Annotated in this window: 22 protein-coding genes; 13 read left to right on the top strand and 9 right to left on the bottom strand. The window is 72.3% G+C overall.

Annotation, left to right across the window (positions count from 1 at the left end; genetic code table 11):
* The first annotated feature begins 81 nt into the window (after positions 1–81).
* On the top strand, positions 82–1896 hold the full coding sequence (locus tag ALMP_RS07870; protein ID WP_264925520.1) for a DUF6055 domain-containing protein: 1815 nt from the start codon (positions 82–84) through the stop codon (positions 1894–1896).
* Between the two features lie 6 nt (positions 1897–1902).
* On the opposite strand, the gene ALMP_RS07865 is transcribed toward ALMP_RS07870, so the two are convergent.
* From ALMP_RS07865 to ALMP_RS07850, 4 genes are all read right to left on the bottom strand, one after another.
* Positions 1903–3501, bottom strand: a complete 1599-nt coding sequence (locus ALMP_RS07865; protein ID WP_264925519.1) for a polyamine aminopropyltransferase — start codon at positions 3499–3501, stop codon at positions 1903–1905.
* Positions 3502–3509: 8 nt separating this feature from the next.
* Positions 3510–3947 (bottom strand): DUF350 domain-containing protein, encoded by a 438-nt coding sequence (locus ALMP_RS07860; protein WP_264925517.1) that lies wholly within the window; start codon positions 3945–3947, stop codon positions 3510–3512.
* Between the two features lie 81 nt (positions 3948–4028).
* The gene (locus ALMP_RS07855; RefSeq protein WP_264925516.1) at positions 4029–4430 is read right to left on the bottom strand and encodes a DUF4247 domain-containing protein; all 402 of its coding nucleotides are present in this window, start codon (positions 4428–4430) and stop codon (positions 4029–4031) included.
* Positions 4427–4933, bottom strand: coding sequence for a DUF2617 family protein (locus ALMP_RS07850; protein WP_264925568.1), 507 nt, complete (start codon positions 4931–4933; stop codon positions 4427–4429). The genes ALMP_RS07855 and ALMP_RS07850 overlap by 4 nt, the downstream gene beginning before the upstream one ends.
* Positions 4934–5142: 209 nt before the next feature.
* Here ALMP_RS07850 and ALMP_RS07845 point away from each other — a divergent pair, with 209 nt between their 5' ends.
* From ALMP_RS07845 to ALMP_RS07835, 3 genes are all read left to right on the top strand, one after another.
* The gene (locus ALMP_RS07845) at positions 5143–6996 is read left to right on the top strand and encodes a cellulase family glycosylhydrolase (protein ID WP_264925515.1); all 1854 of its coding nucleotides are present in this window, start codon (positions 5143–5145) and stop codon (positions 6994–6996) included.
* Between the two features lie 62 nt (positions 6997–7058).
* Positions 7059–7844, top strand: a complete 786-nt coding sequence (locus tag ALMP_RS07840; RefSeq protein ID WP_264925514.1) for a MerR family transcriptional regulator — start codon at positions 7059–7061, stop codon at positions 7842–7844.
* The gene (locus ALMP_RS07835) at positions 7841–9043 is read left to right on the top strand and encodes a glycosyltransferase (RefSeq protein ID WP_264925513.1); all 1203 of its coding nucleotides are present in this window, start codon (positions 7841–7843) and stop codon (positions 9041–9043) included. Before ALMP_RS07840 ends, ALMP_RS07835 begins: the two co-directional genes overlap by 4 nt.
* A 1-nt stretch (position 9044) precedes the next feature.
* Here the strand turns inward: ALMP_RS07835 and ALMP_RS07830 are convergent, their stop codons facing one another.
* The gene (locus tag ALMP_RS07830) at positions 9045–10301 is read right to left on the bottom strand and encodes a YncE family protein (protein WP_264925512.1); all 1257 of its coding nucleotides are present in this window, start codon (positions 10299–10301) and stop codon (positions 9045–9047) included.
* 172 nt (positions 10302–10473) lie between these two features.
* Here ALMP_RS07830 and ALMP_RS07825 point away from each other — a divergent pair, with 172 nt between their 5' ends.
* On the top strand, positions 10474–11136 hold the full coding sequence (locus tag ALMP_RS07825; RefSeq protein WP_264925511.1) for a TetR/AcrR family transcriptional regulator: 663 nt from the start codon (positions 10474–10476) through the stop codon (positions 11134–11136).
* A 230-nt stretch (positions 11137–11366) separates the two neighbouring features.
* Here ALMP_RS07825 and ALMP_RS07820 read toward each other — a convergent pair whose 3' ends face one another.
* From ALMP_RS07820 to ALMP_RS07810, 3 genes are all read right to left on the bottom strand, one after another.
* Positions 11367–12596, bottom strand: coding sequence for a glycosyltransferase (locus ALMP_RS07820; RefSeq protein ID WP_264925567.1), 1230 nt, complete (start codon positions 12594–12596; stop codon positions 11367–11369).
* Between the two features lie 154 nt (positions 12597–12750).
* Entirely contained in the window at positions 12751–13113 is a 363-nt protein-coding gene (locus ALMP_RS07815; RefSeq protein WP_264925509.1) for a nuclear transport factor 2 family protein, read from the bottom strand.
* A gap of 209 nt (positions 13114–13322) precedes the next feature.
* Positions 13323–15077 carry an ABC transporter ATP-binding protein gene (locus ALMP_RS07810; RefSeq protein ID WP_264925507.1) on the bottom strand — a complete coding sequence of 585 codons (1755 nt, stop codon included), beginning with the start codon at positions 15075–15077 and terminating at the stop codon, positions 13323–13325.
* A 185-nt stretch (positions 15078–15262) separates the two neighbouring features.
* Between ALMP_RS07810 and ALMP_RS07805 the strand changes: the two genes are divergently transcribed.
* The 8 genes from ALMP_RS07805 to ALMP_RS07770 all read left to right on the top strand — a co-directional run bounded on the left by ALMP_RS07805 (position 15263) and on the right by ALMP_RS07770 (position 21815).
* Positions 15263–16348, top strand: coding sequence for an S-(hydroxymethyl)mycothiol dehydrogenase (locus ALMP_RS07805; RefSeq protein ID WP_264925506.1), 1086 nt, complete (start codon positions 15263–15265; stop codon positions 16346–16348).
* The gene (locus ALMP_RS07800; RefSeq protein ID WP_264925505.1) at positions 16348–16977 is read left to right on the top strand and encodes an MBL fold metallo-hydrolase; all 630 of its coding nucleotides are present in this window, start codon (positions 16348–16350) and stop codon (positions 16975–16977) included. Before ALMP_RS07805 ends, ALMP_RS07800 begins: the two co-directional genes overlap by 1 nt.
* Positions 16978–17017: 40 nt before the next feature.
* Positions 17018–17395, top strand: a complete 378-nt coding sequence (locus ALMP_RS07795; protein ID WP_264925503.1) for a DUF4180 domain-containing protein — start codon at positions 17018–17020, stop codon at positions 17393–17395.
* Between the two features lie 104 nt (positions 17396–17499).
* Positions 17500–18414, top strand: a complete 915-nt coding sequence (locus tag ALMP_RS07790) for an SDR family oxidoreductase (RefSeq protein WP_264925501.1) — start codon at positions 17500–17502, stop codon at positions 18412–18414.
* A gap of 133 nt (positions 18415–18547) precedes the next feature.
* Positions 18548–19822, top strand: coding sequence for an MFS transporter (locus ALMP_RS07785; RefSeq protein WP_264925499.1), 1275 nt, complete (start codon positions 18548–18550; stop codon positions 19820–19822).
* A gap of 113 nt (positions 19823–19935) precedes the next feature.
* Positions 19936–20631, top strand: coding sequence for a L,D-transpeptidase family protein (locus ALMP_RS07780; protein ID WP_264925498.1), 696 nt, complete (start codon positions 19936–19938; stop codon positions 20629–20631).
* Positions 20632–20752: 121 nt separating this feature from the next.
* A complete protein-coding gene (locus tag ALMP_RS07775) occupies positions 20753–20926 on the top strand; it encodes a hypothetical protein (protein ID WP_264925497.1) in 174 nt (57 codons plus the stop codon).
* 61 nt (positions 20927–20987) lie between these two features.
* Positions 20988–21815, top strand: coding sequence for an EamA family transporter (locus ALMP_RS07770; protein WP_264925496.1), 828 nt, complete (start codon positions 20988–20990; stop codon positions 21813–21815).
* Between the two features lie 23 nt (positions 21816–21838).
* Here the strand turns inward: ALMP_RS07770 and ALMP_RS07765 are convergent.
* Positions 21839–23077 (bottom strand): S1 family peptidase (locus tag ALMP_RS07765; RefSeq protein ID WP_264925495.1); only part of this gene is annotated, 1239 nt, incomplete at its 5' end.

The raw sequence follows: 23077 nt of genomic DNA, 5'->3' as shown, positions 1-23077 counted from the left end.
TGGGAGCGTTCCCATGCCACCATGGCGCGGCTCCGCCCGCCCTCAGGGGCGCACGCGCATCGTCGAACGGAGACCCCCCACATGATCATCGAACGCATTCGGGCGTGCCTACGCCGCTCGGGAGTGCTGCTGGCGCTGACGGCGACGGGCGTGACCCTCGCGGTCGCCCCCGCGTCGGCCGGCCCGCCCACCGCGCCGCTCCCCACCGCGGCTCCCGCACCGGCTGCCGCGCAGGCCGCCAAGAGCGTCTACATACCCCCCAGCTGGGCCGCGACCGGTGAGGTGCCGTGGGCACAGAACCGCACCCGGGAGTCGGCCGACTTCATCCTGCTGTGGGGCGAGAAGTCGGGCACCGACCCGAAGAACGCCCCCGCCGACTACCGCTTCGACCCCGACAACATCCTCGGCCAGTTGGAGAACCTGTACTCCTACTACGTGAACACCATGAAGTTCACGCCGGAGACCGGTCTGCTGGCCCAGCACAAGATCGTCGTGATCGTCACCCGGACCTGGAACCGCACCGCTCTCGACGCCTGGGCCACCGGCGGCTCGGCCGACGGCAGGGTCGGGGTCATCAACATCGCGCCCGCCGCCGCGGCTCCCGGCTCCTGGGGCCTGGCCCATGAACTCGGCCACGTCTTCCAGAACTACACCTTCCTCGGCAGGGGCGCGGGCGTCGGCTTCACCGCCCCGTCGGCCGGCACGTTCTGGGAGACCAGCGCCGAGTTCATGGCGATGCAGGTGTACCCGAACGGCGGGGCGGGCGACCTGACCCGGTTCCTGCGCACCGAGAACCTGGCCTACTCCTCCAGCCGCCACCACTACGGCAACTGGATGCTGGTGCAGTACCTCGTCGACAAGTACGGCGGCATCAAGACCTTCACAGACCTGTGGAACCAGGCCCGCAGCACCGAGCACCCCCTGGAGACCTACCGGCGCGTCAACAACCTGACCCAGGCACAGCTGAACACGCGGATCGCCGAGTACGCCCAGCGTCAGGTCACCTACGACTACTCCAACCGCGCCCACTTCATGCCGTTCGTCACCAACGTGTACGGCGCGGGCTTCATCAACGCCTACAACGGGGTCCCGGTGACCGCGGTCAACAAGGCCGCGGGCCACTACGCGATTCCCGACGCGCTCGCTCCCTCCGACTACGGCTACAACAAGATCAAGCTGGTGCCGGCCGCCGACGGCGCCCTGATCAAGCTGCACCTCAAGGGGCACACCACCGCGGACTCGGCCGGCTGGTCGTACGGGTTCGTGGCCGTCAGGAACGGTGTTCCGCGCTACGGGGCCCTCTCCAGCGGTTCCGACGGTCAGATCAGCTTCCAGACCCAGCCCGGCGAGCGGGAGGTCTACCTCGTCGTCACCGGTACGCCGAGCAGGGTGCACCACTACGCGTTCCTCGACGGCTACCCCAGGAACCACCGCTACGCGTACGAGTTCCGGATCAGCGGTGCCACCCCCTCCGGTCACGAGTCCGGGTACCAGAAGCCGGCCGCGACCGGCGGCGGGCACTGGCACGCCAACGGCGGCGGCTGGGTGGACAACCGCGCCAACGTGGCCGCCACCGCCTACGTCGGCCCGCGCGCCGCGGTCCTCGGCAACTCGACCGTCACCGGCAACGCCCGGATCGAGGGCCTCGCCTGGGTGAACTCCGGAGCCACGGTCGGCGGCAACGTCGTCGTACGGGACAACGCGATCGTGCAGGGCGGCGCCAACCTATCGGGCAGTCTCGTCCTCGGTGGCGACGCCGAGATGTGGATCAGCTGCTCGTCCGGCACCTACCTGATGTTCAACCCCGACCGGGGCTGCGACGGCAGGGGCGGCGAGAGCGACGTCAACCCGCCGCACGGCACGTTCACGGACGAGGAGCTCGCCATCACCATCTGAGGGCGGTCAGTAGTCGCGCCACTCGTTGAGGACGTACTCCAGCACCGCCGGGTCCATCAGGGTGCTCGGCCGTACGTCCTCGCGACGGCGGTCGACGGGGAACACCGTGGCCGCCTTCAGCACCGCGTCGTCCAGGTAGCGCAGTCGCGGCGCGTCCGGCGCCAGCCGCAACGGCGGCGCCGGACCGTCGCCGGGCGCGGCCAGCACGTAGCCCCAGTTGCCGAAGCTCGGCACGTCGACCTGGAACTCCGTCGTGGTGTACCCCGCCGCCTCGATCGTCGCCGCGATCGACCAGAACGTCTTCGGCGCGAAGAACGGCGACCCGCTCTGCACGATCACCCTGCTCTGCGGCGTCAGCACCTGGCCGAGCAGGCCGTAGAACTCCACCGAGTACAGCTTGGCCAGCGCCGCCGTGTCCGGGTCGGGGAAGTCGACGACGACCGCGTCGTACCGCTGCCGGGCGTCGCGCAGCCAGTTGAAGGCGTCGGCGTCGACCACCTCGACCCTCGGGTCGTCCAGCGCCCCGCCGTTCAGCCGGCGCAGCGGTGCGAAGTCGCGCGCCAGCCGGGTCATCGCCGGGTCCAGCTCGACGAGTGTCACATGCCGCACGTCGTCGTAGCGCAGCACCTCGCGCAGCGCCAGCCCGTCGCCGCCGCCCATGATCAGCACATCGCCGCGGCTGCCCGACAGCGCCGGGTGGACGAGCGACTCGTGGTAGCGGTACTCGTCGACGGAGCTGAACTGGAGGTCGCCGTTGAGGAAGAGCCGCATGTCCGCGTCGCCGGTGAAGGCGGTGGATCGGGTGACGACGATCTCCTGGTACGGCGTCGTCTCGGCGTGCACGATCGGGTCCCGGTACAGCTGCTGCCGTGCGGTGACCTCCAGGTCGTCGGCCAGCGCGTACGCCGTGCCCAGCACCCCCAGCACCACCGTGCCGAAGCCGAGCAGGCCGAGCCGGACGACCCGCCGGGTCTGCCGGCGGAAGATGAACAGCACCACGACGACCCCGGCGAACGCGTTGACCGCGCCCACCACCAGCGCGCCCCTCAGCTGGCCGAACGTCGGCAGGAGCAGCAGCGGGAAGCACAGTCCGCCGACCAGCGCCCCGATGTAGTCGACGGCGAACATGTCGGCGACCGCGCTGCCCGCCTCCTGCCGCCGGATCCGCTGCAACAACGTCATCAGCAGCGGGATCTCGGCCCCGATCAGCAGCCCGACGAGCAGGGTGATCACGATCATCGCCGGGGTGTACAGCCGCAGCCAGGCGAACGCCGCGTACAGCACCAGCACGGACAGTCCGCCGACCAGCGCCAGGATCCCCTCCACCAGCGCGAAGGCGCCCACCGCGCGCCGGCGCAGCGGTTTGGCGGCGAGCGAGCCGATGCCCATCGCGAAGACCATCACGGAGATGACCACGGAGGTCTGGAGCACCGAGTTGCCGATGAGGTAGCTGCCCAGCGCGGTGAGCGCCAGCTCGTACACAAGGCCGCAGGCCGCGCAGAGGAAGACGGCGAAGAGGAGAAGGAAACGCGCCCCCCGAGAGTGCCGGACGGCCGGGGGGCGGGAGGGGGCCGCGCTGTCGCGGCCCAGGGTGGTGGTGCTCATGGCAGGGCTCAGGACAGTGCCGCGCTGACCATGAAGGCGGTGCCCAGGTACATGCCGGCCTGCACCCAGGCGCCGGGGTGCGGGCGGCCGTCCTGGTCGTCGAGGACCATCGCGCCCATCTGGCCCGGGGTGAGCAGACCGATCACGATGCCGACGACCGTCATCACCAGCACGCCGGCCAGGCCGTACAGCAGGGTGCTGACCAGGCCCTGGCCCAGGCCCTGCTCGGACTCGCTGGCCCGGATGGCCTCCATGATGACCAGGCCCACGGCGACGGACTGGCTGCCCAGCAGCACGGCCGCGCCGCGGTTGCGGTCCGTCCACACCACGTGGAACAGCTTGCCGGGCGTGACGAGGTCGAGGGCGAGGAAGCCGGCGGCCATCACCGCGAGGCCCACGACCCCGTAGAGCAGGGCCTGGCCGGTCGACTCGAAGATCTCGGTCACTGCGTTGCCTTTCTTGAGGGCGTCGTCAGGGGCGGGAGGGCACGTGCCCGCGCCGGGGAGTCAGGTGTCTGCGCGGGGGAGTCACTTGCCGGAGCCGGTGCCGCCGCCGCGGAAGCTCGAGCTGTTGGGGTCCGGCCAGTAGTTCAGGTACTGGCTGTGGCGGCGGTAGCCGTTGCGGTAGTCCTCGATCTCGATCTGGCTGCCGTTGCGGTACGGCGACACGGTGACCATGTCGTCGCCGTAGCGGAGGAACTCCATGCGGCCGCCGGACGCGCGGTCGACCGCCTTGCGGTGGCCGTGGATCGCGTCGGCGACCTGGGTGGGGCTGCTGTCCGGGTCGACCCAGCCCGCCCCGCCGACGGTGTACTTGTCCTTGATCCAGCCGCGCGGGACCCCGTCGCCGCCGCCGGAGGAGCAGGCGGTGAGCAGGGCCGCGGCCAGCACGGCCGCCACCGCTGCGCGGACGAGTCGGGCGCTGTTCATCGGGCCTCCAGCCGGGTGTGCGTCGATACGATCTGGCCGCTCTGCGGATAGGTGTGCCAGGTCCGCCAGACCAGCCCGCCGCCGGGCGAGCCGTCGGCCGCCTCGACGACCACCGCCGTCAGCGCCTCCGGTGAACCGGGGAAGATCCCGCACAGGCTGTCCTCGTCCCCGTCCACCCGGTCGAGGATCCGTGCCACCTCGGCGCTGAACTCCTCGGGGGTGAGCCGCAGCGTGCGGGCGCCGAAGTCGTAGGTCCAGCCGGGCGGCTGCCAGGTGTACCGGGCCGGCAGGCCCTTGACGGTCCCCGGCAGACAGGCCACGGTCTCCCGCACGGGGCCCGCGAAGACCTGGTGCGAGGCGCCGAGCAGCCGCAGTCGTACGTCGAGGCCGCCCACGGTCACCTGGCGTTCGGCGAGCGCCGGCCGCTCGGTCGGATCCAGCGAGAAGCAGAGCTGATCCGCATGCGTGTCCAGGTAGGGGGCGGCCAGGGAAATGGCGTGCAGAAGAGCCCCCCGGTCAGATAGTGCTACGAGCGGCGCCGAGTATGACACATAGCGCCCAGACGGGTCGGACGGGGGGCGTCTCCGATGGCCGGGGCCGGGTGCGCGGGCTGCCGCTGGGACGGCGCGGACCCCTGGGGTGACTGATAACCAACTTACTCGGGGGTCAGAAGCTATTGACGGTGTCCGGAAATCACCGGACTGTAGTGGACATGCCGAATATCCGGGCACGTCTGCTCGCTGTTCTGGTCGTCCTGTGCGGATTCCTGACGGTGACGGGTACCCCGACCGCCACCGCCGCCCCCCTCCCCGACTCCCTCCCGTTCGACGGCACCCCCCTCACGGTCTCCGGCGGCCGCTTCGTCGACGGAGCCGGCCGCGAGGTCGTCCTGCGCGGCTACAACGTCTCCGGCGAGACCAAGCTCGCCGAGAACAACGGTCTGCCCTTCGCCTCGGTCACCGACGCCAAGAAGTCGGCGACCGCCCTGCGCGCCCTCGGCGGCGGGAACTCCGTGCGCTTCCTGCTCTCCTGGGCCTACGCCGAGCCGGTGCGCGGCCAGGTCGACACCGCCTACCTGGCAGCCGCCACCGACCAGATGCGCGCCTTCCTCGACGCCGGCGTCCGCGTCTACCCCGACTTCCACCAGGACCTCTACTCCCGGTACCTCTTCGACCCCGACAGCTGGTACACCGGCGACGGCGCCCCCCAGTGGGCCGTGGACCTGGGCCATTACCCCGACGAGTCCTGCGGCATCTGCTTCCTCTGGGGCCAGAACATCACCCAGAACGGCGCGGTCAAGGCCGCCCAGCACGACTTCTGGCACAACGCGTACGGCCTCCAGGACGCCTTCCTCACCACCGCCCAGCGGACCATGGCCTACGTCAAACAGAACCTGACCGCCGAGCAGTTCGCCGGCGTCGTCGGCTTCGACCCCTACAACGAGCCCTACGCCGGCACCTACGACTCCGGACAGAACAGCCGCACCTGGGAACGCGACCTGCTGTGGCCCTTCTATGTGAAGTTCCGGGCCCGGATGGACGCGGCCGGCTGGCAGGACAAGCCCGCCCTGGTCGAGCCGAACCTCTTCTGGAACGGCAACGTCAGCAAGGAGGAGGGCGGCCTCCTCGACGCGGGCACCCTCGGCTCCCGCTATGTCTTCAACACCCACTTCTACGACCAGAAGGCCATCTCCGGCATCCTGATGTGGGGCAAGGCGGCCGACGGCCAGTACGCCACCGACTTCGGCACGGTCCGCGACCGGGCGGCGGCGGCCGGCACCACCGCCGTGGTCAGCGAGTTCGGCCACCCCCTCGCGGGCACGGTCGCGGACAAGGCGCCGACCGTCCTGAAGGCCATGTACCAGGCGCTCGACTCACGGGTGAAGGGCGCGAACTGGTGGACGACCCCGGCGGCCTCCGGCCCCGTCCTCTCCGGACAGCAGTGGCAGTGGGACATCTACAACGGCCGCCACCACGAGCTGATGAACGGCAACCCCGACAAGGTCCTCACCACCGGCGACGCCTGGAACGACGAGGACCTCTCCGCCGTACGCCTCGACGACACCGGCAAGGCGACGCTGCGTCAGGACGCCCGGCTGCTCGACCGGATCTACCCCAGCGCCACCAGCGGCACCACCCTCGCCTTCACCTACGAGGACCGCTCCCGCGACGGCTCCACCACCCTCACCTGGAACCCGGTGCCCAGCTCCCTGCCGAACGTGGCCCAGCTGGTCGGCTCCGGCCAGTACGGCCTGCTGGTCTGGCGCTCCAACGGCACCGCGGCCCCCACCGAACTGCATCTGCCCGCCTCCTTCCCGACCGCCGGCACCACCGTCGTCTCCGACCTGGGCACGGTCCACGCCCCGCCCGCCTACACGAACACCACGAAGATCGCCGCGGCCCCCGAGCCGGGCGGCACGGGCAGCCGCCGTCTGCTGCTCACCACCTCCGACTCGGGCACCCTGCACTACGCCCTGGTCACCAACGGCGCGAGCGCACCGTCCACCACCCTGCTGGCGGCGGCCCGCGCGGAACTCGCCTCCTGGGTCGCGCAGAAGCTGGGATGATCGCGGCTTGACCCTCCCCTTACGTCAGGGTCGAGGCTCGACCTCGACGAAAGGGCAGATGGATGAGGTACTCCGTGCGGCAGGTCGCGGACTTCGCCGGCGTGTCGGTGCGCACACTGCACCACTACGACCGGACGGGTCTGCTCACCCCGCAGGGCCGCAGCCGGGCCGGATACCGGCTCTACGACGACGCCGATCTGGCCCGGCTCCAGCAGATCCTCTTCTATCGCGCGCTCGGCTTCCCCCTCGACGAGATCGCCGCCGTCCTGACGGACCCCCAGGCCAACGCCCTGGACCGGCTCCGGGCGCGACAGCGGCAGTTGACCGAGGAGATCGCCCGGCTCCAGCGGCTCGTGGAGGTCGCCGAGCGGGCCATCGAGGTCCAGCAGACCGGGGTGTCCCTCACCCCGGAGGAACGCTTCGACGTCTTCGGCGGTATCGCCTTCGACCTCAGCTACGCCACCGAGGCCCGGCTGAAGTGGGCCGACTCTCCGGGGCAGCGGGAGGCCATGGCACGCGCCGGGTCCCACAGCAAGGAGGACTGGCGGCGCCTGATGGCCGAGGCCGCCGACTGGCGCACCGCGCTGCTCGACGCCTTCGACGCCGGCGAACCCGCCGACGGCGAGCGGGCCATGGACCTCGCCGAGGAACACCGCCGGCACATCACCCGCTGGTTCACCGACTGCCCGCCCGCTATGCACCGCCGTGTCGCCGACGACTTCGTCGCCGACCCGCGCGCCTTCGCGCTGGTCGTGCCCGTGGCGGAACAACGCCCGGGCCTGGCCGCCTACCTGTGCGAGGCCGTGCACCACAACGCGGCCCGCGTCCCCGGTGAGGAGCACCCGTGAGAATCCTGATCGCCGCCGCCGGATCCCGCGGCGACATCGCCCCGTACACCGGACTGGGCGCGCGGCTGCGTGGCGCGGGACACGACGTCGCGCTGGCCGCGACCGAGGAGTTCGCTCCGCTGGCGCGGGCGTGCGGAGCGGAGTTCCGCCGACTGCCCGGCCGGGCGCGCGGCGACGCCTTGGGCCGACGCGAACTCCTGCGCAGCGCCGTCGACTTCATCACCGAACTGGGGCAGGGCTTCGCCGACGCGGTGACCCCGGACACCGACCTGCTCCTGCTGTCGGCCACCACCGCCCCGCTCGGCTGGCACCTCACCGAGGCCACCGGCGTCCCCTCGGTCGGCGTCTACCTGCAACCCACCGCGCCCACCGGCGACTTCCCGCCCACCGTGACCGCCACCCGCTCACTGAGCCGCCCCGGCAACCGCCTCGCCGGCCGGCTGGCGCTGCGCATGGCCGACCGCGTCTACGGTCCGGCCGTCACCGCGCTGCGCCGCCGTCTGGAGCTGCCCGCCCGCACCCCCGCCGCGACGCGCCGCAGGCAGGAGCGGGCGCACTGGCCCGTCCTGCACGGTTTCAGCACGGCGCTCGTGCCGCGCCCGTCCGACTGGCGCCCCGGACTGGAGATAGTCGGCACCTGGTGGCCCCATGTCGACACCGCGCGCCTGCCCACCGAGGTGGAGGACTTCCTCGCGGCCGGCCCGCCGCCCGTGTTCGTCGGCTTCGGCAGCATGGCGGCCGGGCACGGCGAACGGCTCGGTGCCCTCGCCGTACGGGCCCTGCGCGCCGCCGGTCTGCGCGGCGTCCTGCAGAGCGGCAGCGCACAGCTCGCCGCCGACGGCGACGACGTCCTCACCGTCGGGGACGTGCCCCACGAGCTGCTCTTCCCCCGGACGGCCGCCGTGGTCCACCACGCCGGAGCGGGCACCGCGGCGGCCGGACTGCGCGCCGGGGTGCCCGCGGTACCGGTGCCGGTGTCGGCGGACCAGCCGTTCTGGGCGGCACGGCTGGCCGCGCTGGGCGCCGCCACCGCGCCCCTGCCGTTCGCGTCCCTGACGGCCGAGGCGCTCGCGGACGCCGTCGACCGCGCCGTGCGCCGGCCGGAGCACGCCCGCTCGGCCGGGGCCGTCGCACGCCGGCTGGCGACGGAGGACGGGGCGGGACGCGTCGTCGGCTTCCTGACGGAACGGTTCGGGTGAGTCAGTCGCCGGGGCTCGTCCAGTCGGCGGCGACATGGCCCAGCCGGACGCGCTGCGGGTGGTCGCCCACCGGCACCGACACGACCTTCCGACCGGTGGCGAAGTCGATCGCCGTGACCTGGTCGGTGCCGCTCTCGGAGACGACACAGCTCTTGCCGTCGCCGCTGACCGTGGCCCAGTAGGGCTTGGACGCGGTGACGAGCGGACCCTCCTGGAGGGTGGCGCGGTTCACGACCGTCGCGTAGTCGTCCATGGTGCCCGCGACGCACAGCTTGCTGCCGTCGGGGCTCATCGACAGGCCGTGGTGACGCGAGTCGTTGACGAAGGTGGTGCGGTCGTCGCTGGTCGCCGGGTTCTTCGGCAGGGTCTTCGTCCGGGTGATCTTGTCGGTGGCGATGTCGTACTCGAAGAAGCCGTTGAAGAACGAGACCTGGAAGTACAGCTTGGACTCGTCCGGGGAGAGCACCGCGGGGCGGACGGCGTCCGAGTAGTCGGAGAGGCCGATCGCGTCCAGGCGCTGACGCATGTCGATGACCTTGACCTGCTGGAAGGTGGTCGCGTCGACGACGGTGACGCGCCGGTCGCCCTTCGTCCAGTCCAGCCACGGGGCGTCGAGCGCGGTGTTCACCTCGCCGATCGACATGGTGTAGATGTACTTGCCGTCCTTGGTGAAGATGTTCTCGTGCGGCTTGTCCCCCGTGGAGTACGAACCGAGCTGCTTGCCGGTGTTGATGTCCAGCACGTGCACGGTGTTCGACGTGGAGGCGGAGACCGCGACGCGGGTGCCGTCGGGGGAGACGGCCATGTGGTCGGAGCGGAAGCCCGACACCGGGAAGCGCCAGTTGATGGCCCCCGTCGACAGGTCGATCGAGACCACGTCGGCGAAGCTGGGCCGCGAGACGACCACCGAGGAGCCGTCCGGCGTGGAGTACATGTCGTCGACGAACTGGTCGTGGCCCTCGCCGACGCTGTTGCGGATGGTCATGAAGGCGATCCAGCGGATCGGGTCGGCGTTGATCTCCGCCATCCGCTGGTCCTTGTCGGGGACGACGTTGATCCGGCCGATCTTCGCGAAGTCCCCGCTGGACTTGATGACATCGGCGGTGCCGTCCCAGTTGTTGCCGACGAACATCACCTCGCGCAGCGCGGCCGCGCCGGGAGCGGCGGTGGCGGCGGAGGCGGCGGTCGCGGGGACGGTGACGGTCAGGACGAGGGCGGCGGCCACGGAGCATAGGTGCCTGGTGGTGAAGGCAGGCATGAGTGCTCTCTCCTCTGGGTGGGGGCGGGTGCGTGGGCGCGCGGAAAGGCTCGCCCTGATCTGAACACGGGTGCGTTCAGAGTTGACTTACTGGAAAGTAAGGAAGGGGTGGCCTTCGCCACAAGACTGCGTACACGACAAAATCGACCGACACAGCGACAGGGGAGGGCCAGTGGCGGGCAGGCTGAGGGCGCCGACCGGCCGGTACGCCGGAAAGTCCGCCGCGGAGCGGCAGGCCGAGCGGCGCCGCAGATTCCTGGACGCGGCGCTGCGGCTGTTCGGCGACACCCCCGGCTACCGGGGCACGACGGTCGCCGCCCTCAGCGAGGCGGCCGGTCTGTCGACCCGTCAGTTCTACGAGGAGTTCCGCACCCTGGAGGACGTCCTGGCGGCGCTGCACCTCCAGGTCAACGACTGGGCCGAGGAGGCGGTCGTGGCCGCGCTCGCCGACGCCCAGGACCTGCCGCTCGCCGACCGGGCCACCGCCATCTTCCGTGCCTACGCGGGCGACGTCACCGGCGACCCGCGCCGCATCCGCATCACCTTCGTCGAGATCGTCGGAGTCAGCCCGCGCCTGGAGGAACAGCGTCTGGCCCGCCGCGCCCGCTGGATCGACCTGATCTGCGCCGAGGCCACACAGGCCGCCGCCCGCGGCGAGGCCGCCCCCCGCGACTACCGCCTCGCGGCGACGGCGTTCATCGGCAGCGTCAACGGCCTCCTGCACGACTGGAGCGCCGGCTGGGTGGACGCCACCCTGGACGAGGTGGTGGACGAACTGGTCCGCCAACTGCTCGGCATCCTGCGGCCGACGGGGTGGACGCCGGGCGCGTCCTGACCCGCCGGCCGCCGGCGGTTCAGCCCGTCGGCCGGGCCTTCCGGATCTCCTCACCGGGCCAGTCGCGCGCCCACGCGGCGGTCACCTCGGGGTGGTCCCGGGGCGCGGGGCCGGGCGCGCGCACCTCGATCAGGTACCTGGGGCCGCGGCAGACGGCCCATCTCGCCGCGCGGCGGGCGGAACTCGCCGGACAACCACCCGCACGCACAACCGGATCGGGCTCCGGCCCGTCAGGCCATCCGCCCGACCGCCTCCACCACCCGTCCCGTCCCGTCCTCCGCCCGCACCCGGGCCCCCACCTCCCGCGCCCGCTCACTGAAGCGGTCCTCGCGGGTCGCCCGCACCAGCGCCGACGCCAGCGTGTCGGCGGTCAGCTCGCGCAACGGGACCACGCGCGGCGCCACTCCGATCGCCACCAGCCGGTCCGCCCAGAACCCCCCGTCGAACTGGATCGGCACCGGCACCGCCGGCACCCCGGCCCGTACCCCGGCCGCCGTCGTGCCCGCGCCGCAGTGGTGGACGACCGCGGCCGTCTCGGGGAAGAGCAGGGAGTGCGGGACCTCGTCGACGGTCAGCATGTCCGGGCCGTCCGCCGCCAGACCCGCCCAGCCGCTCTGGATCACCCCGCGCAGCCCGGCCCGCCGCAGCGCCCGCACGATCTCGGCGCTGACCCGCCCCGGGTCGGGCACCGTGGCACTGCCCAGCCCGACGAAGACCGGCGGCGGCCCCGCGTCCAGGAAGTCCCGCAGCATGGCCGGAAGCCGCCGCTCGCGGTCGTACGGCCACCAGTAGCCGGCGATGTCCAGTCCCGGCCGCCAGTCGCGGGGGCGGGGCAGCACCTCGGCGCTGAAGCCGTGCTGGACGGGCCACCCGTGCCGCTCGCGGGCCCGCCGTCCCGCACCACGGCGGCGCGCCGCGGGCAGGCCCAGCCGGGCGCGGACCACCGGCAGGGCCGGGGCGAAGACCTGCTCGACGGCGAGCTCGACCCCGTGCCCGGCGAGCCGGTTGCCGATCGCCCCCCACGACCCGCCCCCGAGCATCGGTGGCGCGAACTCCCGTGTGGGTGCGACGGGTTGGAGGTAGAGGCCGAGGCTGGGCAGGGACAGCCCCTCGGCGATGGTGTGGCCCAGCGGCGCCATCGAGGCCGACAGCAGCAGGACGTCACTGGTGCGGGCGGCGGCCAGCAGGTCGTCGGTCATGTCCGCGACCAGCGCCCGTGCCATCCGGGCCACCCGCAACAGCTTGCCCACGCCGCTGGTGCTGCGGTGCAGCCCGCGTCCCCGTTCCGACTCCAGCTCCGCCCGCGGATCCACCGGCAGCGGATGGAAGCCCACGCCCGATCCCGCCACCAGCGGCGCGAAACGCCCATGGGTGACCAGGGTGACCTCGTGGCCCGCGCGCACCAGCGCGTGCCCCAGACCGGTGAAGGGGGCCACATCGCCCCGGGAGCCCGCCGTCATGATCGCCACTCGCACGACGCACAGTATGGGGGCGCGGAGCCGGCGAAGGGGTGAACGACCCTGCGAAAGCGGCCACTTCACTCCCGTCGCCCCGACGGGCCCGCTCCGCACCGCCCCGCCGGCTGCGGTGACCGGCCGGGCGGTGTCCCTGCCGCTACTCGTCCCAGGCCTGGATCAGCGTCTGATCGACGATCTTGCCGTCGCGCAACGAGAGCATCGACTCGGACAGGACACGCACCCCGTCCGAGTACACGCAGGACTCGCTGTACGCGGCGCGGTCGCCCTGGACGACGCAGTCCTCCAGCTTGTGCGTCATGTCGCGGCTGTAGACGTCGTCGAGCAGCCGGGCGATCTCGTCCCGGCCGTGCAGCACGGCGGGACGGCTCGGCTGGGTGTTGCGGTCGACGACGCGCAGTTCCGCGTCGTCCGCGTAGAGCGACAACAGTGTCTCCGACGTGTCCGCTTCGATGCCCCGGCGCAGAGTGTCGGCGTCGAAGGTGGAACCTGCCATACCCATGGTGACCTCCTGAAGAGGGCCGCGACCGAGGGAGGACGGGCCGCCGGGCCCTCCCTTCCGAGACTCCTCCGCCCCACCGGCCCCGGCAAGCGCAGGGGTGGTGCCGTGCCTGTCGGGTGAGCGGCTCCACCCGCTCCGTGTCCGCGAGCCGTCCGGCGCGTCGCCGGAAGGGACGATCCCCACTCGACGCATCGCCGCCGGTGGTCCGCTCACTCGGCCGTCGCGAGGAACTGGGTCGCCGCCAGCTCCGCGTACAGCGGATCGGCCGCGACCAGCTCACGGTGCGTGCCCACCGCGCGCACCCGGCCGGCGTCCATGACCACGATCCGGTCGGCCGTGGTGACCGTCGACAGCCGGTGGGCGACGACCAGCACGGTCGTGGTGCGGGCGACGTCGGTGACCGTGTCGCGCAGCGCCGCCTCGTTCACCGCGTCCAGCTGCGAGGTCGCCTCGTCGAGCAGCAGCAGCCGGGGGGCGCGCAGCAGGGCGCGGGCGATGGACACACGCTGCCGTTCCCCGCCGGACAGCTTGGTCCCCCGATGCCCGACCAGCGTGTCCAGACCCTGCGGCAGCCGGTCGACCAGGTCCTCCAGCCGGGTCGTCTTCAGCACACGCCGCACGGCGTCCTCGTCGGCGTCCGGGTTGCCCAGCAGCAGGTTGTCGCGCAGGCTGCCCGACAGCACGGGGGCGTCCTGCTCGACGTACCCGATCGCGGACCGCAGCCGCGGCAGCTCCCAGTCGGGCAGGGCCCGGCCGTCGAGGCTGATGGTGCCGGACTCGGGGTCGTAGAACCGCTCGATCAGCGAGAACACCGTGGTCTTGCCCGCGCCGGACGGCCCGACGAACGCCGTCATGCCCCGGGCCGGGACCTCGAAGCTCACCCCGTGGTGGACGTACGGCAGGTCGTCGGCGTACCGGAAACGCACGTCGGTGAAGGCGAGCGAGGCCGGTTCGGCGGCCGGCGACGGCAGCGGCGCGGGCCGGGCGGCGGGCTCGGCGGGCAGCCGCAGCGCCTCCTGGATCCGCCCGAGGGCCGCCGAACCGGTCTGGTACTGGGTGATCGCACCGACCACCTGCTGGATCGGGGACATCAGATAGAAGACGTACAGCAGGAACGCCACCAGCGTCGCGACGTCGATCGCGCCCGTCGCCACCCGCGCCCCGCCCACCGCCAGCACCGTGATGAACGCGGTCTGCATCGCCAGGCCGGCCGTGTTGCCCGCCGCCGCCGACCACTTGGCGGCCCGCACGCTCTGCCGCCACGACTCCTCGGCAGCCTCGTGCAGCGCCCGCTCCTCGCGGGCCTCCGCGCCCGACGCCTTCACCGTGCGCAGCGCGCCCAGCACCCGCTCCAGGGAGGCCCCCATCACGCCCACCGCGTCCTGCGCCCGCCGGCTGGCCCGGTTGATGCGCGGCACGATCACCCCGAGGACCGTGCCGGCGCCCAGGATCACCGCCAGCGTGACGCCGAGCAGCACCGGATCCACCACCCCCATCAGCACCACCGTCGCCACGAGCGTCAGCCCGCCGGTGCCGAGGCCGACCAGCGAGTCGGTGGTGACCTCCCGCAGCAGGGTCGTGTCGGAGGTGATGCGCGCCATGAGATCACCCGGCTCGCTGCGGTCCACCGCCGTGATCCGCAGCCGCAGCAGATACGACGACAGCGCGCGCCGCGCCTCCAGCACCACCGACTCGGCCGTCCGCCGCAGCACGTAGGAACCCAGCGCGCCCACCGACGCGTTGGCCACGACCAGCGCCGACAGCCCGAGCAGCGCGCCGGTGATCGCCCGGTCGTGCGCCAGGTCGTCGATCAGGCCCCGCGCCACCAGCGGCAGCAGCAGCCCGGTCGCCCCGGTGACCAGCGAGAGCAGCGCCCCCGCCAGCAGCGCCCAGCGGTGCGGCCGTACGTAACCGAGGAGCAGACGCCACGGGGGCGGGACGGCGGCTGATTCTGCGGTGCTCACAAGGCTCCTCGGGACGGTTGCGCGGGACGGTTTCGGATGGCGCCGTTCAGGCTACGCGGACAGCGCCGGCAGCTGGCCGGAAGGAGGTGTTCCGGCCGATGGGAGGCCCTGTCGCCCGTGCCCTTACCGATCAGTCACGCGTAGGGTCGGGGCAACGGTTGGCCGCCGACGAAAGGGACAGTGCCATGGCGCAGGAAGTGCGGGGTGTGATCGCACCGGGCAAGGACGAGCCGGTACGGGTGGAGACGATCGTGGTGCCGGACCCGGGGCCGGGGGAGGCCGTGGTGAGGATCCAGGCCTGCGGGGTGTGCCACACCGATCTGCACTACAAACAGGGCGGGATCAACGACGAGTTCCCCTTCCTGCTCGGGCACGAGGCGGCGGGTGTGGTGGAGTCGGTCGGTGACGGCGTCACGGAGGTCGCGCCGGGCGACTTCGTGATCCTCAACTGGCGTGCGGTGTGCGGGCGGTGCCGGGCGTGTCTGCGGGGCAGGCCCTGGTACTGCTTCGACACCCACAACGCGCGGCAGAAGATGACTCTGACCGACGGCACGGAACTCTCGCCGGCGCTGGGCATCGGGGCGTTCGCCGAGAAGACGCTGGTGGCGGCCGGACAGTGCACCAAGGTGGACCCTTCGGTGTCGCCGGCGGTGGCCGGGCTGCTGGGCTGCGGTGTGATGGCCGGCATCGGGGCGGCGATCAACACGGGCAACGTCGGCCGGGGTGACAGCGTGGCCGTGATCGGCTGCGGCGGCGTCGGGGACGCGGCGATCGCGGGGGCGAACCTGGCGGGCGCCGCGAAGATCATCGCCGTCGACATCGACGACCGCAAGCTGGAGACGGCCCGGACGATGGGCGCCACGCACACGGTCAACTCCAAGGAGACGGACCCGGTCGAGGCGATCCGCGAACTGACCGGAGGCTTCGGCGCGGACGTCGTCATCGAGGCCGTCGGCCGCCCGGAGACCTACCGGCAGGCCTTCTACGCCCGGGACCTGGCCGGGACGGTGGTCCTGGTGGGCGTCCCGACACCGGAGATGAAGCTCGAACTGCCCCTGCTGGACGTCTTCGGGCGCGGCGGGGCGCTGAAGTCGTCCTGGTACGGCGACTGCCTGCCCTCCCGTGACTTCCCCATGCTGATCGACCTGCATCTGCAAGGCCGCCTGGATCTCGGGGCGTTCGTGACCGAGACCATCCAGCTCGACGAGGTGGAGAAGGCGTTCGAGCGGATGCACCACGGTGACGTGCTGCGCTCGGTGGTGGTGCTGTGATGGCCGCCCGCATCGAACGCCTCGTCACCTCCGGCCAGTTCACCCTCGACGGCGGAACCTGGGACGTCGACAACAACGTCTGGATCGTGGGCGACGACCACGAGGCCGTCGTCATCGACGCCGCGCACGACGCGCAGGCCATCGCCGCCGCCGTCGGCGACCGCCGCCTCACCGCCATCGTGTGCACCCACGCCCACAACGACCACATCGGCGCCGCGCCCGCCCTCGCGGACCTCACGGGCGCGACGATCTGGCTGCACCCCGACGACCTGCCGCTGTGGAAGCTGACCCACCCCGGCCGCGAACCCGACGCCCATCTGGCCGACGGCCAGGTCATCGAGGCAGCCGGGGCCGACCTCACCGTCCTGCACACCCCCGGGCACGCGCCCGGCGCGGTCTGCCTGTACGACCCCGGGCTCGGCGTGCTGTTCACCGGCGACACCCTCTTCCAGGGCGGCCCCGGCGCCACCGGCCGCTCCTACTCCCACTTCCCGACGATCATCACCTCCATCCGCGACCGGCTCCTGACCCTCCCGCCCGAGACGAAGGTCCTCACCGGTCACGGCGACGCCACCACCATCGGCGCCGAGGCACCCCACCTCCAGGAGTGGATCGACCGGGGCCATTAAGGAAGCGAACGGTGCGACGGATCACCGTACGATCGCGGACATGACACCCACTGCGACGCTCGTGACCCTCCATGGCATCCGTGTCCTGCGCTGCGCCCCCGACGGCCCGTCCCTGGACGGCGAGAGCGCGGCGCTCGACCTGATCGGTGACGCGTTCGGGCAGGAGGCGCAGCTCGTCTGCGTGCCCGCCGAGCGGGTCGGGGAGGAGTTCTTCCGGCTGCGGTCGGGCGTCGCGGGCGCGATCGTGCAGAAGTTCGCCAACTACCGGCTGCGACTCGCCGTCGTCGGGGACATCTCCCGGCAGGTCGCCGACAGCTCCGCGCTGCGCGACTTCGTGTACGAGTCGAACCAGGGCGGCCAGCTCTGGTTCCTGCCGGACGACGACGCCCTTGAGGAGCGGCTGCGCCCGACCGGGTGACCGCGACCAGGAAAGACGACGGGTCCGCAAAAGACGACAGAAGATGTCCGGCTTCCACGCGATCCTCGATCACGCATCGACGGAACACACACGGGAGGCCGGACATGTCCGTTTCGCTGGAAGGCAAGGTCGCACTGGTCGCCGGGGCGACCCGGGGCGCGGGGCGCGGTATCGCCGTGGAACTTGGAGCGGCCGGGGCGACCGTCTACGTCACCGGCCGCTCCACCCGCGCCCGCCGCTCCGAGTACGACCGCCCGGAGACGATCGAGGACACCGCCGACCTCGTCACCGAGGCCGGCGGCCAGGGGATCGCCGTCCCCACCGACCATCTCGACCCCGCGCAGGTCCGCGCGCTCGTCGACCGGATCGCCGACGAGCGGGGCCGGCTCGACGTCCTGGTCAACGACATCTGGGGCGGCGAGAACCTCTTCGAGTGGGAGGCGCCCGTCTGGGAGCACGACCTCGACAACGGCCTGCGGCTGCTGCGCCTCGCGGTCGAGACCCACGTGATCACCAGCCACCACGCCCTGCCGCTGCTGCTGCGCCACCCCGGCGGCCTGGTCGTCGAAATGACCGACGGAACCGCCGAGTACAACCGCGACACCTACCGCAACAGCTTCTTCTACGACCTCGCCAAGGTGTCCGTCCTGCGCATGGCCTTCGCCCTCGGCCATGAACTCGGCCCGCGCGGCGCCACCGCCGTCGCGCTCACCCCCGGCTGGCTGCGCTCGGAGATGATGCTCGACCATTACGGCGTACGCGAGGAGAACTGGCGCGACGCCCTGGAGACGGTGCCGCACTTCGCCATCTCCGAGACGCCCCGCTACGTCGGCCGGGCGGTCGCCGCCCTCGCCGCCGACCCCAAGGTGTCCCGATTCAACGGGCAGTCCCTCTCCAGCGGCGGCCTCGCCCCGGAGTACGGGTTCACCGACCTCGACGGCAGCCGCCCCGACGCCTGGCGCTACATCGTCGAGGTACAGGACCGGGGCAAGCCGGCTGACACCACGGGGTACCGGTGACAAGGCGCTGAGGCGCCACCCGGCGGGAGCGGCCGTGCGGTGACGCCGGGGGACGGACGCTGTAGAGACGCTCAATCGTTCGTGCAGAACATTTCACTTGTCCTGTCAGGGCGTTCTCGGGCAGCGTTCCCCCGTGCAGACCCCCACCCGCCCCGCCTCGCCCTGGCACGTCCGTGACTTCCGTGTCCTGTTCTCCGCCACCGCGCTGAGCCAGTTCGGCACCAACGTCGGTTACGTCGCCGTCCCGCTCGTCGCCGTGGCCGCGCTGGACGCGACACCCGGCCAGGTCGGCGCCCTGGCGACGCTGTCCACCCTGGCGTTCCTGCTGATCGGGCTGCCGGCCGGGGCCTGGGTGGACCGGATGCGGCAGCGACGGGTCCTGGTCGCCGCCGACCTGGCCCGCGCCGCCCTGCTCGCCTCGGTCCCGCTGGCCTGGTGGTGGGACGCGCTCACCCTCGGCCAGCTGTACGCGGTCGTTCTGCTGAGCGGCTGCGCGACCGTGTTCTTCGACGTCGGCTCACAGAGCGTGCTGCCCCGACTGGTCGACCGCGGCGCCCTCGTCCAGGCGAACTCCGCCGTCGTCGGCCTCCAGGCGGTGGGCAACATCGCCGGCCGCGGCGCGGGCGGCGGCCTCGTCCAGCTCCTCACCGCGCCCGTCGCCGTGGTCTGCGCCGCCGGCGCCCACCTCGCCTCGGCGCTCCAGCTGCTCGCCGTACGGCACCGGGGGACCGACCGGCTCCCGGCGGGGACGGCGGGCCTGCGGGATCAGATCGCCGAAGGCCTGCGGCATGTCCTCGGCAACCGCGAACTGCGCGCCCTGGCCCTGACCGCCGCCCTCAGCAACCTCGGCTCGCAGCTCGTCAACACCATGCTGCCGATCCTCTTCATCCGCGAACTCGGTCTGTCGGCGGGCGCGTTGGGCCTGTACTGGGGAGCCGGCGGCCTCGGGCTCCTGCTCGGCGCCCGCTGCGCCCGCCCGCTCGCCGCCCGCCTCGGCCACGGCCGTGCGCTCGCCCTCGCCGGTCTCGTCCTGGCACCGGCCGCGCTGCTGGTCCCGCTGATCGGACGCGGCCCGTGGCTCTGGCTCGCGGGCGCGGGCTGGGTGCTGGCCATGCTCAAGATCGGCACGGACAACGTCCTCGGCGTGAGCCTGCGCCAGCGCATGACCCCGGACGCCCTGCTCGGCCGTATGAACGCCACCTTCCGGTTCCTGCTGACGGGAGCGCTCGCCGTCGGCGCCGCCGTCTCCGGCCTGCTCGGGGAACTGATCGGCGTGCGGGCGACGTTGTGGGTCGGCGGGGCCGTGCTCGCGGTGGCGTTCCTGCCGGTGTCGCTCTCCCCGGTCCGGTCCCGGCGCGAACTCCCCGCCCAGGAGCCGGTGACGGCGTCTCCCGCGCGCGTGCCCTGACGGACAGGAAGTTCACCGTTTCGTCACAACATGGGCAGCCCTACAACCGATGCCGCGGCCGAGCGGTCTAGTGGGACGAGACGTGCCGCATTCATGTCAGGGAGAGGGCAGCCATGGGGGACATACGCAGACGAGGAGCCGTCGCGCTCGGGGTCACGGGCCTGGTCGCGCCGTTGACGCTCGCACTGGGCGCGGCGCCGGCCCAGGCCGCGAGCTGCACCACGCAGGCCGGGCCGTACCAGAAGCAGGTCGAGAAGTTCCTCGGCAGGCCGGTCGACGGCAAGCAGTCGGCCGCCGACTGCAAGGCCATCCGGGCCTTCCAGAACAAGCACGGCATCACGCCGAACATCGGCTACGCGGGACCCGTCACCTGGGGAGTGATGGATCTCATGAACAAGCAGAAGGCGGTCGGCAACAAGCCCAACAAGGACGGCAAGTGCCCGACCAACAAGGGCCGCATCGCCTGCGTCAACCTCACGCTCCAGCTCAGCTGGATCCAGGACGGCAGCCGGCTCGTCTACGGTCCCGTCCCGGTCCGCACCGGCCGTGACGGGTACGAGACCCGCACTGGCCTGAAGAAGATCTACTGGCGCAACATCGACCACGTCTCCAGCATCTACAACGTGCCGATGCCCTACAGCCAGTTCTTCGACGGCGGCCAGGCGTTCCACTCCGCGAGCGTCAGCATGTGGAACCCGCCGGGTTCGCGCGGCTGCGTCAACCTGACCACGACCGCCGCCAAGAAGTACTGGTCGCTGCTGAAGAACGGCGACGACGTCTTCGTCTACGGCCGCAAGCCGGGCACCTGACGGGCGCCGTGGCGTGCCGTGGGGACGGACAGACGGACGTGATCAGCAACACGTCCGTTCTGTCCGTTTAACTAGGTATTACTCACGGCGCCTTCACCCTCGACATCGTAAGATTCACACCATGTCCACCACTGTTGAACGCCTCTCCGAGCGATCGGCCGAAGAGGTCAACGAGGAGATCCGGGCCCTGTGGCTCCGGTCGGGCGGGACACTGAGCGTCGAGCAGCGCGAGGAGTACCAGCGGCTCGTCATGGAGTGGGCCGCCGCGGTTCCGCAGCCGGTCGAGGCGGCCTGACCGCCGTCCGACCGCGGGGCCGACCCGCATCGGAGCTCCGTCCGAGGGCACCCCACAGCTCATGGGTGCCCTCCTCGCACTTTCCTCGGCCGTCCTCTACGGCCTCGTCGATTTCGCCGGCGGGCTGCTGTCCCGCCGCGCCCACTTCGCCGCCGTCACCCTCCTCGGGCAGATCGGCGGCCTTCTTCTCGCCGTGGCGGTCGCCCTTGTCGTCCCCGCCGAGGCCGTCCACCGGGGCGACCTGGCGTGGGGCGCCCTGTCGGGCGTCGGCAGCGGGATCGCCATGCACTTTCTCAACCGGGGGCTCAGCCACGGCGCGATGAGCGTCGTCGTGCCCGTGAGCGCCGTCACCTCCGTCGCCCTCTCCGTCGTGTGCGGTGTCCTCCTCCTCGGAGACCGCCCCGGACTTCTCGCCTGGACCGGCATCGCCGTCACCGTGCCCGCGCTGTGGCTGGTCGCCGGCGGCGGTGTGGGCGGTGTCGCCGGGGGCGGAGTGCGGGACGGGCTGCTCGCCAGCGCGGGCGTCGCCGTGCAGTATCTCGCCCTCGGGCAGGCCGACCCGGGCAGCGGGCTGTGGCCCGTGGCGGCGGGACGGGTCGCCGCCGTGGCCGTGCTGCTGCCGGTCGCGGCCCGCCGCATGCGACGGCCGGGCACCCCGGCGCTCGGCGCGGCCGCCCTCGCGGTCGGTGCCGGGGCCGCGCTGGGCCTGTCCCTCTTCCAGCTCGCCGCCCACCGTGAGCTGCTGGCGGTCGCCGTCGTCATCGCCTCCCTGTACCCGGCCCTGCCCGTCGTCCTCGGCCTGGTCCTGCTGCGTGAGCGGGTCGACCGATGGCAGGCGGTGGGGCTGGTGGGCGCGGCGGCGGCCACCGTGCTGCTCGCGGTCGGCTGACCCGGCCCGGGCCCGACGGCACCTCATCCCCACGTCGTCGAGTAGTACCGCTGATAGGCCTTGCGGTCCTGCTCCGCGCGGATGAAGCGGGTGGCGACGAGCGCGACCAGGCTGCCCGCGATCACCAGCAGACCGGGCCCGATGTTGCGGGGATCGGTCAGCCGGGCGGCCAGCGACGTGCCGATCGACCCGCCCGTCACCGGGGTCGTCGAACCCGGTGAGGCCGCGCCCGGCGCGATCGCGGCCGCCGTCGAGGACGGCGACGGCTCCGGCTCGCCCTGGGTCGGCGCGGGGGAGCCGCCGCTCTGCGCCACGTCGGACGGCGCCGCCACGATCAACTGCACACCGAGCTGGGCCAGCGCCTTCGTCACCGGCTGGAAGAACGTCGTACCGCCCGCCGTGCAGTCGCCGCTGCCGCCCGAGGTGATGCCGAGCGCGATGCCCTCGGAGAACATCGGGCCGCCGCTGTCACCGGACTCGGCGCACACGTTCGTCTCGATCAGCCCGGAGACCGTGCCCTCCGGGTAGTTGACCGTCGCGTCCAGGCCGGTGACCTCGCCCTCGCGCAGCCCGGTGGTGCTGCCGCTGCGGAACACCCGCTGGCCGACGGCCGCGTCGCCGACGCCCGTGATGCGCACCCCGTTGCCGTCCCCGATGGCCACGATGTCGGCGCCCTCGCCGGCCTCCCCGCTCGCGTACTGCACCAGGGCGAAGTCCCCGCCGGGGAAGCTGGAGTTGACCGTGCGGCCCACCTGCTGGGTGCCCTGGCTGTCCGCGAACCAGGTGGAGCCGGTGGGCCCGCAGTGTCCGGCGGTCAGGATGAAGTCGTTGCTGCCGTTGGTCACGTTGAACCCCGCCGAACAGCGCCCGCCCGCCGAGATGATGGGCTGGGCGCCGTTGATGCGGGTGGTGAAGGTGCCGGAGGTGCGCTCCATACGGACGAAGCTGCCGATGCCCGACGCGACCTTCGTCAGGTCGGCCCAGGCGGACGCCGACACGGTGGTGTCGCCCCGCACGACGACCTGGTTGGACTTGTAGTCCAGCACCCACGCCGTGCCGGGGACCCGGGGCGCCGCGCGCAGCGCCGCCGTGGCCGACTTCAGCTCGTTCATGCTGTGCCCGACGACCTTCGCCTCGGCGCCCGCCTCACGGACCGTCGCCGCCGTGTTCTCATCGGTGACCGCGACCACCGGACGGCCGTCGGAGCCGATCCAGGTGCCCGCGGTGCGGGAGCTGCCGAGCCGCTTGACCAGGTCGGACCC

The organism is Streptomyces sp. A012304 (assembly GCF_026008495.1).
GTDB lineage: Bacteria > Actinomycetota > Actinomycetes > Streptomycetales > Streptomycetaceae > Streptomyces.
Note: the sequence above shows the minus strand (reverse complement) of the source record. Positions and strands in the feature narration are given on the sequence as shown.

What these genes read in the sequence shown, in the direction of transcription:
- ALMP_RS07870 (WP_264925520.1), top strand. Translation starts at nt 82, where the DNA reads ATGATCATCGAACGCATTCGGGCGTGCCTACGCCGCTCGGGAGTGCTG.
- ALMP_RS07865 (WP_264925519.1), bottom strand. Translation starts at nt 3,501, where the DNA reads ATGAGCACCACCACCCTGGGCCGCGACAGCGCGGCCCCCTCCCGCCCC.
- ALMP_RS07855 (WP_264925516.1), bottom strand. Translation starts at nt 4,430, where the DNA reads ATGAACAGCGCCCGACTCGTCCGCGCAGCGGTGGCGGCCGTGCTGGCC.
- ALMP_RS07845 (WP_264925515.1), top strand. Translation starts at nt 5,143, where the DNA reads ATGCCGAATATCCGGGCACGTCTGCTCGCTGTTCTGGTCGTCCTGTGC.
- ALMP_RS07840 (WP_264925514.1), top strand. Translation starts at nt 7,059, where the DNA reads ATGAGGTACTCCGTGCGGCAGGTCGCGGACTTCGCCGGCGTGTCGGTG.
- ALMP_RS07830 (WP_264925512.1), bottom strand. Translation starts at nt 10,301, where the DNA reads ATGCCTGCCTTCACCACCAGGCACCTATGCTCCGTGGCCGCCGCCCTC.
- ALMP_RS07820 (WP_264925567.1), bottom strand. Translation starts at nt 12,596, where the DNA reads ATGACGGCGGGCTCCCGGGGCGATGTGGCCCCCTTCACCGGTCTGGGG.
- ALMP_RS07815 (WP_264925509.1), bottom strand. Translation starts at nt 13,113, where the DNA reads ATGGGTATGGCAGGTTCCACCTTCGACGCCGACACTCTGCGCCGGGGC.
- ALMP_RS07805 (WP_264925506.1), top strand. Translation starts at nt 15,263, where the DNA reads ATGGCGCAGGAAGTGCGGGGTGTGATCGCACCGGGCAAGGACGAGCCG.
- ALMP_RS07800 (WP_264925505.1), top strand. Translation starts at nt 16,348, where the DNA reads ATGGCCGCCCGCATCGAACGCCTCGTCACCTCCGGCCAGTTCACCCTC.
- ALMP_RS07795 (WP_264925503.1), top strand. Translation starts at nt 17,018, where the DNA reads ATGACACCCACTGCGACGCTCGTGACCCTCCATGGCATCCGTGTCCTG.
- ALMP_RS07790 (WP_264925501.1), top strand. Translation starts at nt 17,500, where the DNA reads ATGTCCGTTTCGCTGGAAGGCAAGGTCGCACTGGTCGCCGGGGCGACC.
- ALMP_RS07780 (WP_264925498.1), top strand. Translation starts at nt 19,936, where the DNA reads ATGGGGGACATACGCAGACGAGGAGCCGTCGCGCTCGGGGTCACGGGC.
- ALMP_RS07775 (WP_264925497.1), top strand. Translation starts at nt 20,753, where the DNA reads ATGTCCACCACTGTTGAACGCCTCTCCGAGCGATCGGCCGAAGAGGTC.
- ALMP_RS07770 (WP_264925496.1), top strand. Translation starts at nt 20,988, where the DNA reads ATGGGTGCCCTCCTCGCACTTTCCTCGGCCGTCCTCTACGGCCTCGTC.